Source organism: Citrobacter sp. CtB7.12, from assembly GCF_001297795.1.
Lineage (GTDB): Bacteria > Pseudomonadota > Gammaproteobacteria > Enterobacterales > Enterobacteriaceae > Citrobacter_A > Citrobacter_A amalonaticus.
Genome location: NZ_LIFT01000009.1, coordinates 49,018 through 63,872, shown reverse-complemented (window position 1 = coordinate 63,872; position 14,855 = coordinate 49,018). Strand labels below are relative to the sequence as shown.

Here is a 14,855-nt window from a genome sequence, read left to right as displayed (position 1 = left end):
AAACGTTCATATTGCCGCAATAATTATTTTTGATATGTTGAAAGGCGGATGCAAATCCACACACACAATATCAGATTGCATAAAAAGACAGGGTCGGGAAATGGCAAAGGTATCGCTGGAGAAAGACAAGATTAAATTTCTGCTGGTTGAAGGCGTGCATCAAAAGGCGCTGGATAGCCTTCGGGCAGCAGGTTATACCAACATCGAATTTCACAAAGGGGCACTGGATGCTGAAGAGCTGAAAGAGTCCATCCGTGATGCCCACTTCATTGGCCTGCGATCCCGTACCCATCTGACAGAAGAGGTGATCAACGCGGCGGAAAAACTGGTCGCTATCGGTTGTTTCTGTATCGGCACCAACCAGGTAGACCTGAAGGCGGCAGCAAAGCGCGGTATTCCGGTGTTTAACGCGCCGTTCTCTAACACCCGTTCTGTGGCGGAGTTGGTGATTGGTGAGCTGCTACTGCTGCTGCGCGGCGTACCGGAAGCAAACGCCAAAGCGCACCGCGGTGTGTGGAATAAACTGGCTGCCGGTTCGTTTGAAGCACGTGGTAAAAGACTCGGCATTATTGGCTATGGCCACATCGGGACTCAGTTGGGTATTCTGGCGGAATCGCTGGGGATGCACGTTTACTTCTACGATATTGAAAACAAGCTGCCGCTGGGTAACGCCACTCAGGTTCAGCATCTGTCTGAACTGCTCAACATGAGCGACGTGGTCAGCCTGCACGTGCCGGAAAACGCCTCAACGAAGAACATGATGGGCGCGAAAGAGATCGCGCTGATGAAGCCTGGCTCGCTGCTGATCAACGCCGCACGTGGCACCGTGGTAGATATTCCCGCGCTGTGCGATGCGCTGGCGACCAAACACCTGGCAGGGGCAGCAATCGACGTGTTCCCGACCGAGCCGGCAACCAACAGCGATCCGTTCACTTCACCGCTTTGTGACTTTGATAACGTGATTCTGACGCCGCATATCGGAGGTTCCACTCAGGAAGCGCAAGAAAACATCGGTCTGGAAGTGGCAGGTAAACTGGCGAAGTATTCCGATAACGGCTCTACGCTTTCTGCGGTTAACTTCCCGGAAGTGTCGCTGCCGCTCCACGGCGGGCGTCGTCTGATGCACATCCATGAAAACCGTCCTGGCGTGCTGACTTCCCTGAACCAGATTTTTGCCGAGCAGGGCGTCAACATTGCCGCGCAGTATCTGCAAACGTCGGCGCAAATGGGCTATGTCGTTATCGATATTGAAGCGGATGAAGCAGTCGCCGAGAAAGCGCTGTTGGCGATGAAGGCCATTCCGGGCACTATTCGCGCGCGCCTGTTGTACTGATCCTTACCGATGCGGGCAGGCGCTGAGTCTGCCCGTCATTTCTTCCTTTCTCCTTTCGTTTTCCCGACATCGCCATCCCTTGTTGTAACGCATACATCCTGTTTTCGAGCCTTGCCGCAATTGATGATTAAAGGCTTCGCTACGCGTTGTACATCAACAAAAGGAATTTACGATAGAGGCGCAGCACGACGCTGAAACGGGAAAGCCCCTACCGAAGCAGGGGCTCTAAAAAGGAAAGGGACGATGATGAGTTATGTCATCATGCTGCTTATCCTGTTAATCATCGCCTGGCCAGCATATTAACAGCGAAAACGCAGGAGGGAGGTTCGCCTCCCTCACCCTTACCGAGGAAATTTAGGTCAAAAAAACGGCGGTGTCAATCAGCAAAGAAGCGCTTACCACTCCCACACTTTTGACGGCGTTACGACGGCCGGTAAGGGGACATCCCACTCTTCTGCCGGCAATTTCTCCACACGCTGACAGTCGTGGGCATACCCTACGGGCGTCAGACCATGCTGTTGCCAGTTTTGCAAGGTGCGATCGTAGAATCCGCCACCCATCCCTAAACGCTGACCGTACTCATCAAACGCCACCAGTGGCGTGACCAGCACGTCCAGTTGCGAAAGCGGCAGAACATCACGAACGTCGAGTTTAGGTTCCTGAATCTTCAGCCGATTAGTGATCAGTTCACTGTGCGGGTGATAGTGCAGAAACAGCAAATTACCGGGGCTGAATGGGTGCAGGACCGGGAGATAGACGCGTTTTCCCGCGTGCCAGAGTTGTTCGATTAGGGGCTGAGTATCGAGTTCGCCATCAAATGACAAAAACACGGCGACCGTGTGCGCCATCACTACGGGAGGGTATGCAAGCATGCGTGTTGCGGCCTGCTGACCGAAGGTGATTTGCTGCGAAAGTGTGAGCGCACGACGACGTTGCCTAATCATCTGGCGAATGGTTTGTCGTGATAAAGGGAGTTCAGAAAGTAATGTCATGGCTGTCGCCAGGTAGAAGGAGAATCTCCGAGATGCCGCCGCAGGCTGTAACCCTTGAACCCTTGGTTCAAGGTGAATGCGTCGTCACAGTTTTAAGGCTTCTCGGACGGACCGAGCATGCTCACCAACCATGGATCGCCACATTCTTGAGGTATGAAATATCGGCTCAGGGGACTGGCCCGCTTGCAAACATCTCAGAGAAATTTTTGTCTTCACGGTCACTCTACCATAGTAAACCGAAAAGTGTTATTCAAAGTTTTGGTTCGTTTTTTCGGTTATGCGACCCTGATCAAGCAGTGCCTGTTCAATGGTCTGTTGGAGCATCCGAATACGTTGTTCCATGCTCGCCGCGTAGTCGCGGGTCTTCGCTTTTTCCTGAGCCAGTTCGTAGCTAATATTCAGTGCAGCAATGAATACCAGTTGCTCAGTATTTGTGACTCTAGTGCGAACTTTCAGATCTTGCAACCGCTGATTCAGATCGTCCGCAGCCTGATTCAACGCATCCCTTTGTTCAGGCGGGCAATTCACTCGCAGTGAACGGCCAAATATTTGGATATCGACGGGTTGTGCAGACATGCCACCTTCCTGCTGATTGACTGTGCTGCCTTCGTCTCCAGACCCTGGGTCCGCGAAGGGGCGACACTATAGCTACCCTAGTGTGAAGATACAAGCCCTATTCTGGTTCACCAGGGTCCAAAGTGGTAGCATACCATGAATATCCTCCCTTTGATGACGAATGCTTATGTCTATACAGAACGAAATGCCTGGTTACAGTGAAATGAACCAGTATTTGAACCAACAAGGGGCCGGACTGACCCCAGCGGAAATGCACGGTTTGATCAGCGGGATGATTTGCGGTGGTAATAACGACAGCTCCTGGCAGCCGCTGCTTCACGACCTGACGAACGAAGGGCTGGCCTTCGGTCATGAACTGGCTCAGGCGCTGCGTAAAATGCACTCCGCGACCAGCGACGCGCTGGAAGATGATGGTTTCCTTTTTCAGCTTTATCTGCCTGAAGGCGATGACGTGAGCGTTTTCGATCGTGCAGACGCACTGGCGGGATGGGTTAATCACTTCCTGCTTGGCCTCGGCGTCACGCAGCCGAAGCTCGATAAAGTGACCGGAGAAACGGGCGAAGCCATCGACGATTTGCGCAATATCGCGCAGCTCGGCTATGACGAAGAGGAAGATCAGGAAGAGCTGGAGATGTCGCTCGAAGAGATCATCGAGTATGTGCGTGTCGCGGCGCTGCTGTGCCACGATACCTTCACTCGTCAGCCGCCGACCGCACCGGAAGTGCGTAAACCGACCCTACACTAAAAAGAAAACGATAATGGAGGCCACGTCATGACACCGCAGGAATACCAACGTCGTCGCCAGGCACTGCTTGCGCAAATGCAGCCAGGCAGCGCCGCGCTGATTTTTGCCGCGCCGGAAGTCACGCGCAGCGCGGACAGTGAATACCCGTATCGCCAGAGCAGCGATTTCTGGTATTTCACCGGTTTTAACGAACCGGAAGCCGTTCTGGTACTGATTAAAAGCGACGATACCCATAACCACAGCGTGTTGTTCAACCGCGTTCGCGATCTGACTGCAGAAATCTGGTTTGGTCGACGTCTGGGGCAAGATGCCGCGCCGGAAAAACTGGCGGTGGATCGCGCGCTGGCCTTCAGCGAAATTAATCAACAGCTTTTTCAACTACTTAACGGTCTTGACGTGGTGTATCACGCGCAGGGCGAATATGCGTATGCGGATGAGATTGTCTTCACCGCGCTGGAAAAACTGCGCAAAGGCTCACGCCAGAACCTGAAAGCGCCGTCGACCCTGATCGACTGGCGGCCGATGGTGCATGAAATGCGCCTGTTTAAGTCGCCTGAAGAGATTGCGGTGATGCGTCGCGCCGGAGAAATTACGGCACTCGCGCATACCCGGGCGATGGAGAAATGCCGTCCGGGGATGTTTGAGTATCACCTGGAAGGCGAAATTCACCACGAATTTACTCGCCACGGCGCACGCTATCCGTCCTACAACACCATTGTGGGCAGCGGTGAAAATGGCTGTATTCTGCATTACACCGAAAATGAAAGTGAACTGCGCGACGGCGATTTGGTGCTGATTGATGCAGGTTGTGAATACCAGGGCTATGCCGGGGATATCACCCGAACGTTCCCGGTGAATGGCAAATTTACCCCGGCGCAACGTGAAATCTACGACATCGTCCTGGAATCACTGGAAACCAGCCTGCGTCTGTACCGTCCGGGCACCTCGATTCAGGAAGTCACCGGCGAAGTCGTGCGCATTATGATTACCGGGCTGGTGAAGCTGGGTATTTTGCAGGGCGAAGTGGATCAACTGATCGCCGATAATGCGCATCGTCCGTTCTTTATGCACGGTCTGAGCCACTGGCTGGGGCTGGATGTCCATGATGTCGGCGAATATGAGCAGGATCGTTCCCGCATCCTGAAGCCAGGAATGGTGATTACCGTTGAACCAGGGCTGTATATTGCGCCTGATGCCGATGTCCCGGAAGCGTATCGGGGGATCGGGATCCGTATTGAGGATGACATTCTGATCACCGAAAACGGCAACGAAAATCTGACCGTTGGCGTCGTCAAAAAGGCGGATGAGATTGAAGCGTTAATGGCGGCGGCGAAAAAGGCATGAGCGTGATCATTGTTGGCGGTGGCATGGTGGGCGCGACGCTGGCGCTGGCGATTTCCCGGTTGAGTCAGGGGATGCTGCCGGTTCATCTGATTGAAGCGACTGCCCCCGAAGCGGACAGTCATCCCGGGTTTGATGCCCGGGCGATTGCGCTCGCGGCGGGGACCTGCCAACAACTGGCACGCATTGGCGTCTGGCAGGCAATTGCCGACTGCGCCACCGCGATCAATACCGTCCACGTCAGCGATCGGGGTCATGCCGGTTTTGTGACGCTCGACGCTGAGGACTATCGCATTCCGGCGCTGGGTCAGGTGGTTGAGCTGCATGACGTGGGGTTACGCTTGTTTGCTCTGCTGCGAAAAGCGCCTGGCGTCACGTTGCACTGCCCGGATCGGGTTGCCAGCGTGTCGCGTACCGAAGACCAGGTGAATGTCACGCTGGAGACGGGCGAAACGATCGTCGGACGCGTTCTGGTGGCAGCGGATGGTACCCGTTCAGCGCTGGCCACCGCCTGCGGCGTTGACTGGCAACAGGAACCCTATGAGCAGTTGGCGGTGATCGCTAACGTCTCAACCGCCGTTGCACATAATGGCCGCGCGTTTGAACGGTTTACGGCGCATGGACCATTGGCGATGCTGCCGATGTCTGAAGGGCGCAGTTCGCTGGTGTGGTGCCATCCGCTGGAACACCGTGAGAAGATTCTGAGCTGGTCAGATGAACGTTTCTGTCGCGAACTCCAGACGGCATTTGGCTGGCGGTTGGGGAAAATCACGCACGCAGGCAAACGGAGCGCGTATCCGCTGTCGCTCACCACGGCGGCGAAGGCATTCACGCACCGTACCGTGCTGGTGGGTAACGCCGCGCAGACGCTGCATCCGATTGCAGGGCAGGGGTTCAACCTCGGACTGCGCGATGTTATGAGCCTCGCCGAAACGCTGACTGAAGCGCAGGCAACGGGCAGGGACGTCGGTGATTACGCCGTGCTCTCGCACTATCAACAGCGTCGTCAGGGGGATCGCCAGGCTACGGTCGGCGTGACGGACAGTATGGTCCATCTGTTTGCCAACCGCTGGGCGCCGCTGGTTGTTGGGCGCAACATGGGACTGATGACCATGGAATTATGCCCTCCCGCCCGCAATGCGTTTGCGCAGCGGACGTTAGGCTGGGTGGCGCGGTAAACATCTCCAGACCGGATAAGCGAAGCGCCATCCGGTATTTATACGAACATGACGCCCGATGGCGGTTTCCGATTTCCAGGAGTAAACAGTGCAAAGTGTTGATGTAGCAATCGTGGGTGGAGGCATGGTTGGCCTGGCTGTCGCGTGCGGGTTACAGGGCAGCGGTTTACGTGTCGCTGTGCTCGAACAGCGCGAACCGCAGCCGTTGGCGATGGATGCCGATCCTGCGCTTCGCGTGTCGGCGATCAATGCCGCCAGTGAAAAACTGCTTACCCGTCTGGGCGTCTGGTCAGACATTGTGGCTCGTCGCGCCAGTTGTTATCACGGGATGGAAGTGTGGGATAAGGACAGCTTTGGCCGCATTGAATTTGATGACCAAAGCATGGGCTACAGCCATCTGGGCCATATCGTAGAGAACGCCGTGATCCATTACGCGCTGTGGCAAAAAGCGCAGCAATCCTCCGATATCACGCTGATGGCGCCTGCCGAATTGCAGCAGGTGGCGTGGGGGGAAAACGAAGCCTTCCTGACGCTGAAAGATGGCGCAATGCTCACCGCGCGTCTGGTGATTGGCGCCGATGGGGCGAATTCGTGGCTACGCAATAAGGCAGACATTCCGCTGACCTTCTGGGATTACCGCCATCATGCGCTGGTCGCGACTATTCGCACCGAAGAAGCGCACGGTGCTGTTGCCCGTCAGGCGTTTCACGGTGAAGGCATTCTGGCGTTTTTGCCGCTCAGCGATCCGCATTTGTGCTCCATCGTCTGGTCGCTTGCGCCGGAAGCGGCTGAACAGATGCAGCAGCTTAGCGATGAGCAATTTAATCAGGCGCTGAACATCGCGTTTGATAATCGTCTGGGGCTGTGTCAGGTGGAAAGCGACCGCCAGGTGTTTCCACTGACAGGACGCTATGCGCGTCAGTTTGCCGCGCATCGTCTGGCGCTGGTGGGCGACGCTGCGCATACTATCCATCCGCTGGCCGGACAGGGCGTAAATCTCGGTTTTATGGATGCAGCAGAACTGGTGGATGAACTCAAACGTCTGCATCGTCAGGGTAAAGATATCGGTCAGTACCTTTATTTGCGTCGCTATGAGCGTAGCCGTAAGCACAGCGCCGCGATGATGCTCGCGGGCATGCAGGGATTCCGCGAGCTGTTTGCGGGGACGAATCCGGCGAAAAAACTGCTGCGTGATATAGGGCTGAAACTGGCTGATACGCTCCCTGGCGTTAAACCGCAACTTCTCCGTCAGGCAATGGGATTAAACGATCTGCCTGAGTGGCTTCGCTAAGCATTCCCTCTTTTTAAAGAATTTGAAACCCGTCACATTTCCTTCTCCCGGCGTCTTCGCCGGGAGGTTTCCCTCATTTGAAATAAACTAATTTCACTCTTCTTTTCGCATTATATTTTCTAATGTCATGATTTTCTCGCAACGCCAGTTTTGACATTTTTTTAGCGTTTAATATTGATATGTGCGGCTGTTATGGATGAGTGCTTATCATTTATCTGTATTAATGGCCTTTTCAATGGTTTTTTATGCTGATGGTGTTTTGGCGGTTTTTGGTCATAAGCTAATGTGATGGTTAATTTTGTTTTATGGTTTAGCGTGGATTTCGGTGGTAAGTTCAGGGGCAAAGAGAACGTTTGCGTCGGAGTCCAGGAGTGACGTCGATGCCGGGTTTCGTGGCGACAATTTTCGCTGCGAAAGGGTGGTCAGCCCCGCTTATTCAATGAGGACAAGATGGCTCAACAGACGCCTTTGTACGAACAACACACGCTATGCGGCGCGCGCATGGTCGATTTCCACGGCTGGATGATGCCGCTGCATTATGGTTCTCAGCTCGATGAACACCATGCGGTTCGCACCGATGCCGGAATGTTTGATGTGTCGCACATGACCATCGTCGATCTACGCGGCAGTCGCACTCGGGAGTTCTTGCGTTATCTGCTGGCGAACGATGTGGCAAAGCTCACGAAAACCGGCAAGGCGCTTTATTCCGGTATGCTTAACGCCTCGGGCGGCGTGATAGATGACCTGATTGTCTATTACTTTACCGAAGACTTCTTCCGCCTCGTTGTTAACTCCGCCACTCGCGAAAAAGACCTCTCCTGGATTACCCAACACGCTGAACCTTATGCCATCGACATTACCGTGCGTGATGACCTGTCGCTGATCGCGGTGCAGGGGCCTAACGCGCAGGCGAAGGCGGCATCCCTGTTTACTGACGAGCAGCGCAAAGCCGTTGAAGGCATGAAACCGTTCTTCGGCGTGCAGGCCGGCGACCTGTTTATCGCCACGACCGGTTATACCGGTGAAGTGGGCTATGAGATTGCGATGCCGAATGAAAAGGCGGCGGATTTCTGGCGTGCGCTGGTGGAAGCGGGGGTGAAACCGTGTGGTCTGGGCGCGCGCGATACGCTGCGTCTGGAAGCGGGTATGAACCTGTATGGCCAGGAGATGGATGAGGGGATCACTCCACTGGCGGCTAATATGGGCTGGACTATCGCCTGGGAGCCGACTGACCGCGATTTTATCGGGCGTGAAGCGCTGGAACTCCAGCGTGAAAAAGGCCACGAGCAGTTGGTTGGTCTGGTGATGACCGAAAAAGGCGTTCTGCGTAATGAACTGCCGGTACGTTTCACTGATGCCCAGGGTAATCAACTGGAAGGCGTTATCACGAGCGGTACCTTCTCTCCGACGCTGGGCTACAGCATCGCGCTGGCGCGCGTACCAGCGGGCATTGGCGAAACGGCCATTGTGCAGATTCGCAACCGCGAAATGCCGGTAAAAGTCACTAAACCTGTTTTTGTGCGTAACGGCAAAGCCGTCGCGTGATTCATCCTTTTCTGGAGATTGATTGATGAGCAACGTACCAGCAGAACTGAAATACAGTAAAGAACACGAATGGCTGCGCAAAGAAGCTGACGGCTCTTACACCGTTGGCATTACCGAACACGCTCAGGAACTGTTGGGCGACATGGTTTTTGTTGACCTGCCGGAAGTCGGCACGACCGTGAGCGCGGGTGATGACTGCGCGGTTGCCGAATCGGTCAAAGCCGCTTCTGATATCTATGCGCCGATCGGCGGTGAGATCGTGGCCGTTAACGATGCCCTGAGCGACTCCCCGGAACTGGTGAACAGCGAGCCGTACGCCGATGGCTGGATTTTCAAAATCAAAGCCAGTGATGAGAGCGAACTGGACTCGCTGCTGGATGCCACTGCGTACGAAGCATTGTTAGAAGACGAGTAAATCTGCCTTTGCCGGATGGCGCTGCGCTTATCCGGCCTGGAAGGCATGCGTAGGCCCGGTAAGCGTTAGCGCCACCGGGCTCGCAGACAGAGACAATCACGATTCACTGCACGTTTCAGGAACCATCGCCCATGACACAGACGTTAAGCCAGCTTGAAAACAGCGGCGCTTTCATTGAACGCCACATCGGACCGGACGCCACGCAACAGCAAGAGATGCTGAATGCCGTTGGTGCCGGGTCGTTAAACGCGCTGATCGGCCAGATTGTGCCGAAAGACATTCAGCTCGCAACCCCGCCGCAGGTGGGCGAGGCGGCGACCGAATACGCCGCGCTGGCAGAATTAAAGGCCATCGCCGGGCGTAACAAGCGCTTCACGTCATACATCGGCATGGGTTATACCGCCGTGCAACTGCCACCGGTTATCCTGCGTAACATGCTGGAAAACCCGGGCTGGTACACCGCCTATACGCCTTATCAGCCGGAAGTGTCTCAGGGCCGCCTGGAAGCACTGCTGAACTTCCAACAGGTGACACTGGATCTGACCGGTCTGGACATGGCTTCCGCTTCGCTGCTCGATGAAGCCACTGCGGCTGCAGAAGCGATGGCAATGGCGAAGCGCGTCAGCAAACTGAAAAACGCGAACCGTTTCTTTGTTGCCGCAGATGTGCATCCACAAACGCTGGATGTTGTTCGTACGCGTGCGGAAACTTTTGGTTTTGACGTGATTGTGGATGATGCGGCGAAAGTGCTGGATCACCAGGATGTGTTCGGCGTGCTGTTACAGCAGGTGGGTACCACCGGTGAAGTCCACGACTACAGCACGCTGATTAGCGAACTGAAATCACGCAAAGTGATCGTCAGCGTTGCTGCCGATTTTATGGCGCTGGTGCTGCTGACCGCGCCGGGCAAACAGGGCGCGGACATTGTTTTCGGCTCTGCGCAACGCTTTGGCGTACCGATGGGCTATGGCGGTCCACACGCGGCATTTTTTGCAGCAAAAGATGAATTCAAACGCTCCATGCCGGGTCGTATTATCGGCGTATCGAAAGATGCGGCGGGCAATACCGCGCTGCGTATGGCGATGCAGACGCGTGAGCAGCATATTCGCCGCGAGAAAGCGAACTCCAACATTTGTACCTCACAGGTACTGCTGGCAAACATCGCCAGCCTGTATGCCGTGTATCATGGCCCGGTTGGCCTGAAACGCATTGCGAATCGTATCCACCGTCTGACCGATATCCTGGCCGTGGGCATGCAACAAAAAGGGCTGAAACTGCGTCATGCCCACTATTTTGACACACTGTGCGTGGAAGTGGCGGACAAAGCCGCAGTGCTGGCGCGTGCGCAAGCGGCAGAAATCAATCTGCGCAGTGATATCCATAACGCAGTCGGCATTACGCTTGATGAAACCACCACCCGTGAAAATGTCTTGCAGTTGTTTACGGTTCTGCTGGGTGACGGCCACGGTCTGAACATCGACACCCTGGACAAAGAGGTGGCGCACGACAGTCGTTCAATTCAGGAAAGTATGCTGCGTGATGACGCCATCCTGAGCCACCCGGTATTCAATCGCTATCACAGTGAAACTGAGATGATGCGCTACATGCACTCGCTGGAGCGCAAAGATCTGGCGCTGAATCAGGCGATGATCCCGCTGGGTTCCTGCACGATGAAGCTGAATGCGGCAGCGGAAATGATCCCAATTACCTGGCCGGAATTTGCCGAACTGCATCCGTTCTGCCCGCCAGAACAGGCGGAAGGCTACCATCAGATGATTGGTCAGCTTTCTGACTGGCTGGTCAAACTGACCGGTTACGACGCCGTCTGTATGCAGCCGAACTCTGGTGCACAAGGGGAATACGCCGGTCTGCTGGCGATCCGCCATTATCACGAAAGCCGCAATGAAGGGCATCGCGATATCTGCCTGATCCCGGCCTCTGCGCACGGGACTAACCCGGCTTCCGCACAGATGGCGGGGATGCAGGTAGTGGTCGTGGCCTGTGATAAGAACGGGAATATCGATCTTGGCGATCTGCGTGAAAAAGCCGCTCAGGCGGGCGAAAATCTCTCTTGCATCATGGTGACCTATCCGTCTACCCACGGCGTTTACGAAGAGACGATCCGCGAAGTGTGCGAGATCGTGCATCAATTCGGTGGTCAGGTTTATCTCGACGGCGCAAATATGAATGCTCAGGTGGGTATCACCTCGCCGGGATTTATCGGCGCTGACGTTTCGCACCTGAACCTGCACAAAACCTTCTGCATTCCGCACGGCGGCGGTGGCCCAGGCATGGGACCGATTGGCGTGAAATCGCACCTTGCGCCGTTTGTACCAGGCCACAGTGTGGTGCAGATTGAAGGGATGCTGACCCGTCAGGGCGCGGTGTCTGCCGCACCGTTCGGCAGCGCATCAATTCTGCCAATCAGTTGGATGTACATCCGCATGATGGGCGCTGAAGGACTGAAGCAGGCAAGTCAGGTGGCAATTCTGAATGCCAACTACATTGCCAGCCGTCTGAAAGACGCATTCCCGGTTCTGTATACCGGCCGCGATGGTCGCGTGGCGCACGAGTGTATTCTCGACATCCGTCCGCTGAAAGAAGCGACCGGTATCAGTGAACTGGATATTGCCAAACGCCTGATCGACTACGGCTTCCATGCGCCGACCATGTCGTTCCCGGTCGCGGGTACGCTGATGGTTGAGCCAACGGAATCAGAAAGCAAAGTGGAACTGGATCGCTTTATCAACGCGATGCTGGCGATTCGTGCGGAAATCGATCGCGTGCAGAGCGGCGAATGGACGCTGGAAGATAACCCACTGGTTAACGCGCCGCATACCCAAAACGAGCTGGTAGCAGAGTGGAATCACGGTTACAGCCGTGAAGTGGCGGTCTTCCCGGCGGGTGTAGCGAACAAGTACTGGCCAACCGTGAAGCGTCTTGATGACGTTTATGGCGACCGTAACCTGTTCTGCTCCTGCGTGCCGATGAGCAAATACCAGTAATTTTGCCACGGTAGTAAATCATTTGTAGGCCGGGTAAGGCGAAGCCGCCACCCGGCTTTTTCATATCGGGAGAACGCTATGGGAATCGCACTGGTTACCGGCGGCAGTCGTGGCATTGGGCGCGCGACCGCGTTGCAGCTGGCAGATGAGGGTTACACGGTTGCCGTTAATTTTCATCATAATATTCGGGCTGCCACCGAGGTGGTGAATAAGATAGTCGCCGCTGGCGGGAACGCGTTTACCCTGCGTGCAGATATCAGTGACGAAGCGCAGGTCGTGGCGATGTTCGAATCGATCGACCGTGAAAATGAGCCGCTGGTGGCGCTGGTCAATAATGCCGGAATTTTGTTTGAACAAAGTACAATCGAAAACCTCTCTGCCGAGCGGATTAACCGCGTGTTGGCGACCAACGTGACGGGGTATTTCCTCTGCTGTCGCGAAGCGGTCAAGCGGATGTCGCACAAACACGGCGGTCACGGCGGGGCGATTGTGAACGTGTCGTCAGCGGCGTCGCGGCTGGGCGCGCCGGGGGAATATGTTGACTATGCGGCGTCGAAAGGGGCTGTCGATTCTCTGACGACGGGACTGGCGCTGGAGGTGGCGGCGCAGGGTATACGGGTCAACGGTGTGCGTCCGGGGCTAATTTACACCGAAATCCACGCCTCCGGCGGCGAGCCTGGACGGGTGGATCGCGTGAAGTCGATGTTACCTATGCAGCGCGGCGGACAGCCGGAAGAGGTGGCGCAGGCCATTGCCTGGCTGCTGAGCGAGAAAGCGTCGTATGTCACGGGCAGTTTTCTGGAACTGGCGGGCGGGAAGTAATGTAATGTTTGCCGGATAACGCTGCGCGATATCCGGCTTATATTCCCTTTCCCGTAAGAGCATGTAGGCCGGATAAGGCGTTTACACCGTCATCCGGCAAAAGCTCACAGCAACTCGCCGTTGCTGGCGATCACGGCTTTGTACCAGTCGAAACTCTTCTTGCGTGAACGGGACATGTCACCCGTGCCGTCGTCGTGCTTGTTCACATAGATAAAGCCATAACGTTTGCTGTACTGGCCGGTGGTGAAAGAGACGCAGTCGATACAGCCCCATGGCGTGTAACCCATCAGATCCACACCGTCATACGTGACCGCCTTCATCATCTCTTCGATATGGGCGCGCAGATAGTCAATGCGGTAGTCGTCGTTAATGCTGCCATCGTCTTCTACTTTATCGTAAGCGCCAAAGCCGTTTTCAACGATGAACAACGGTTTCTGGTAACGTTCATACAGTTCGCACAGCGAGTAGCGCAGACCCACCGGGTCAATCTGCCAGCCCCAGTCGGAGGCTTTGACGTGCGGATTCGGTACGCTGCCTTCGAACCCCGAAATGGCATCGCCACTGCCGCCTTCGGCCTTCACTGCGTTGGTCATGTAGTAACTGAAACCGAGGTAATCGCAGGTACCTTCACGCAGAATCGCGGTATCGCCGTCTTCCATTTTAATGTTAAAGCCGCGACGCTCCCACTCGTTGAGGACATAGGACGGGTAGTAACCGCGCAACTGAACGTCAGTGAAAACATAACGCTCGCGCATGGATTCCTGGGCGAACATGACGTCTTCTGGCTTGCAGGAGAACGGATACAGCGCGACCATCGCCAGCATGCAGCCCACCTTCATCTCCGGATTGATGCGACGCGCCGCCTTCACGGCTAACGCGCTGGCAACAAACTGGTGGTGCAGCACCTGGTACATGGTCTCTTCCGGGTTTTCGTGCTCGGTATAAACAACGCCAGAGCAGCAATAGCCAAACAGCGGCGCACGCCAGTTGCGCTGGTTGTTGATTTCGTTGAAGGTCATCCAGTATTTGACCTTATGCTTATAGCGTTCAAACACCACTTCGGCAAAACGAACAAAGAAATCAACGACCTTGCGGTGAGTCCAGCCGCCGTACTGCTGAACCAGGTGCAACGGCATTTCAAAGTGAGAAAGGGTAATGACCGGTTCGATATTGTACTTGAGCAATTCATCAAACATGTCGTCGTAGAATTTCAGCCCTTCTTCATTTGGCTGTGTTTCGTCACCTTGTGGGAAGATTCGGGTCCAGGCGATGGACGTGCGGAAGCATTTAAAGCCCATTTCGGCAAACAGCTTAATGTCTTCTTTATAGTGGCCATAAAAATCGACCGCTTCGTGGTTTGGGTAATATTTATCCGGCACCACCTGCTGAGTGATTTCACGGGGTACGCCATGCGCGCCGCCGGTCAGAACGTCACAAATGCTCGGACCTTTACCGCCTTTGTTCCAGCCGCCTTCAACCTGATGTGCAGCAACCGCGCCGCCCCAGAGAAAATCTTTTGGTAAGGTGAGTTTTTTCATCGTTGCGTCATCTCAAATTAATACAAACTGATTTGAGTCTAACAAAGGGAAGGTAAATGTCACGATATAACAAA

The 14,855-nt window shown here is 55.1% G+C and carries 12 protein-coding genes and 1 other RNA gene; 9 read left to right on the top strand and 4 right to left on the bottom strand.

The window, feature by feature from the left end:
- The first annotated feature begins 100 nt into the window (after window positions 1-100).
- Window positions 101-1,333, top strand: a complete 1,233-nt coding sequence (gene serA / locus AOY24_RS13035; protein WP_042999349.1) for a phosphoglycerate dehydrogenase — start codon at window positions 101-103, stop codon at window positions 1,331-1,333.
- A gap of 395 nt (window positions 1,334-1,728) precedes the next feature.
- Here serA and AOY24_RS13030 read toward each other — a convergent pair whose 3' ends face one another.
- From AOY24_RS13030 to zapA, 3 genes are all read right to left on the bottom strand, one after another.
- Complete coding sequence (locus AOY24_RS13030) at window positions 1,729-2,325, bottom strand: 5-formyltetrahydrofolate cyclo-ligase (protein ID WP_044253985.1); 597 nt, start codon at window positions 2,323-2,325, stop codon at window positions 1,729-1,731.
- 20 nt (window positions 2,326-2,345) lie between these two features.
- Window positions 2,346-2,529, bottom strand: a non-coding RNA gene (ssrS, locus tag AOY24_RS23910) — 6S RNA.
- Between the two features lie 42 nt (window positions 2,530-2,571).
- The gene (zapA, locus tag AOY24_RS13025) at window positions 2,572-2,901 is read right to left on the bottom strand and encodes a cell division protein ZapA (RefSeq protein ID WP_042999351.1); all 330 of its coding nucleotides are present in this window, start codon (window positions 2,899-2,901) and stop codon (window positions 2,572-2,574) included.
- A 166-nt stretch (window positions 2,902-3,067) separates the two neighbouring features.
- Between zapA and AOY24_RS13020 the strand changes: the two genes are divergently transcribed.
- The 8 genes from AOY24_RS13020 (at window position 3,068) to AOY24_RS12985 (ending at window position 13,243) form a co-directional block, all read left to right on the top strand.
- Window positions 3,068-3,646 carry a YecA family protein gene (locus AOY24_RS13020; RefSeq protein ID WP_125339144.1) on the top strand — a complete coding sequence of 193 codons (579 nt, stop codon included), beginning with the start codon at window positions 3,068-3,070 and terminating at the stop codon, window positions 3,644-3,646.
- A 27-nt stretch (window positions 3,647-3,673) separates the two neighbouring features.
- Window positions 3,674-4,990, top strand: a complete 1,317-nt coding sequence (gene pepP / locus AOY24_RS13015) for a Xaa-Pro aminopeptidase (protein WP_054176768.1) — start codon at window positions 3,674-3,676, stop codon at window positions 4,988-4,990.
- On the top strand, window positions 4,987-6,165 hold the full coding sequence (gene ubiH / locus AOY24_RS13010; protein WP_054176767.1) for a 2-octaprenyl-6-methoxyphenyl hydroxylase: 1,179 nt from the start codon (window positions 4,987-4,989) through the stop codon (window positions 6,163-6,165). The genes pepP and ubiH overlap by 4 nt, the downstream gene beginning before the upstream one ends.
- Before the next feature lie 88 nt (window positions 6,166-6,253).
- On the top strand, window positions 6,254-7,456 hold the full coding sequence (ubiI, locus tag AOY24_RS13005; protein ID WP_044264426.1) for an FAD-dependent 2-octaprenylphenol hydroxylase: 1,203 nt from the start codon (window positions 6,254-6,256) through the stop codon (window positions 7,454-7,456).
- Window positions 7,457-7,906: 450 nt separating this feature from the next.
- Window positions 7,907-9,001 carry a glycine cleavage system aminomethyltransferase GcvT gene (gene gcvT / locus AOY24_RS13000; protein WP_054176766.1) on the top strand — a complete coding sequence of 365 codons (1,095 nt, stop codon included), beginning with the start codon at window positions 7,907-7,909 and terminating at the stop codon, window positions 8,999-9,001.
- A 25-nt stretch (window positions 9,002-9,026) separates the two neighbouring features.
- The gene (gene gcvH / locus AOY24_RS12995; protein ID WP_042999357.1) at window positions 9,027-9,416 is read left to right on the top strand and encodes a glycine cleavage system protein GcvH; all 390 of its coding nucleotides are present in this window, start codon (window positions 9,027-9,029) and stop codon (window positions 9,414-9,416) included.
- 131 nt (window positions 9,417-9,547) lie between these two features.
- Window positions 9,548-12,421, top strand: a complete 2,874-nt coding sequence (gene gcvP, locus AOY24_RS12990) for an aminomethyl-transferring glycine dehydrogenase (RefSeq protein WP_054176765.1) — start codon at window positions 9,548-9,550, stop codon at window positions 12,419-12,421.
- Between the two features lie 78 nt (window positions 12,422-12,499).
- Window positions 12,500-13,243, top strand: coding sequence for an SDR family oxidoreductase (locus tag AOY24_RS12985; RefSeq protein ID WP_042999359.1), 744 nt, complete (start codon window positions 12,500-12,502; stop codon window positions 13,241-13,243).
- A 104-nt stretch (window positions 13,244-13,347) separates the two neighbouring features.
- Here AOY24_RS12985 and bglA read toward each other — a convergent pair whose 3' ends face one another.
- The gene (gene bglA / locus AOY24_RS12980) at window positions 13,348-14,781 is read right to left on the bottom strand and encodes a 6-phospho-beta-glucosidase BglA (protein ID WP_054176764.1); all 1,434 of its coding nucleotides are present in this window, start codon (window positions 14,779-14,781) and stop codon (window positions 13,348-13,350) included.
- Window positions 14,782-14,855 lie beyond the last annotated feature (74 nt).

Excerpts from the sequence above, each read along its gene's own strand:
- gcvP (WP_054176765.1), top strand. The coding sequence starts at position 9,548 with ATGACACAGACGTTAAGCCAGCTTGAAAACAGCGGCGCTTTCATTGAA.
- serA (WP_042999349.1), top strand. The coding sequence starts at position 101 with ATGGCAAAGGTATCGCTGGAGAAAGACAAGATTAAATTTCTGCTGGTT.
- ubiH (WP_054176767.1), top strand. The coding sequence starts at position 4,987 with ATGAGCGTGATCATTGTTGGCGGTGGCATGGTGGGCGCGACGCTGGCG.
- AOY24_RS13030 (WP_044253985.1), bottom strand. The coding sequence starts at position 2,325 with ATGACATTACTTTCTGAACTCCCTTTATCACGACAAACCATTCGCCAG.
- gcvT (WP_054176766.1), top strand. The coding sequence starts at position 7,907 with ATGGCTCAACAGACGCCTTTGTACGAACAACACACGCTATGCGGCGCG.
- pepP (WP_054176768.1), top strand. The coding sequence starts at position 3,674 with ATGACACCGCAGGAATACCAACGTCGTCGCCAGGCACTGCTTGCGCAA.
- bglA (WP_054176764.1), bottom strand. The coding sequence starts at position 14,781 with ATGAAAAAACTCACCTTACCAAAAGATTTTCTCTGGGGCGGCGCGGTT.
- AOY24_RS12985 (WP_042999359.1), top strand. The coding sequence starts at position 12,500 with ATGGGAATCGCACTGGTTACCGGCGGCAGTCGTGGCATTGGGCGCGCG.
- AOY24_RS13020 (WP_125339144.1), top strand. The coding sequence starts at position 3,068 with ATGTCTATACAGAACGAAATGCCTGGTTACAGTGAAATGAACCAGTAT.
- gcvH (WP_042999357.1), top strand. The coding sequence starts at position 9,027 with ATGAGCAACGTACCAGCAGAACTGAAATACAGTAAAGAACACGAATGG.
- zapA (WP_042999351.1), bottom strand. The coding sequence starts at position 2,901 with ATGTCTGCACAACCCGTCGATATCCAAATATTTGGCCGTTCACTGCGA.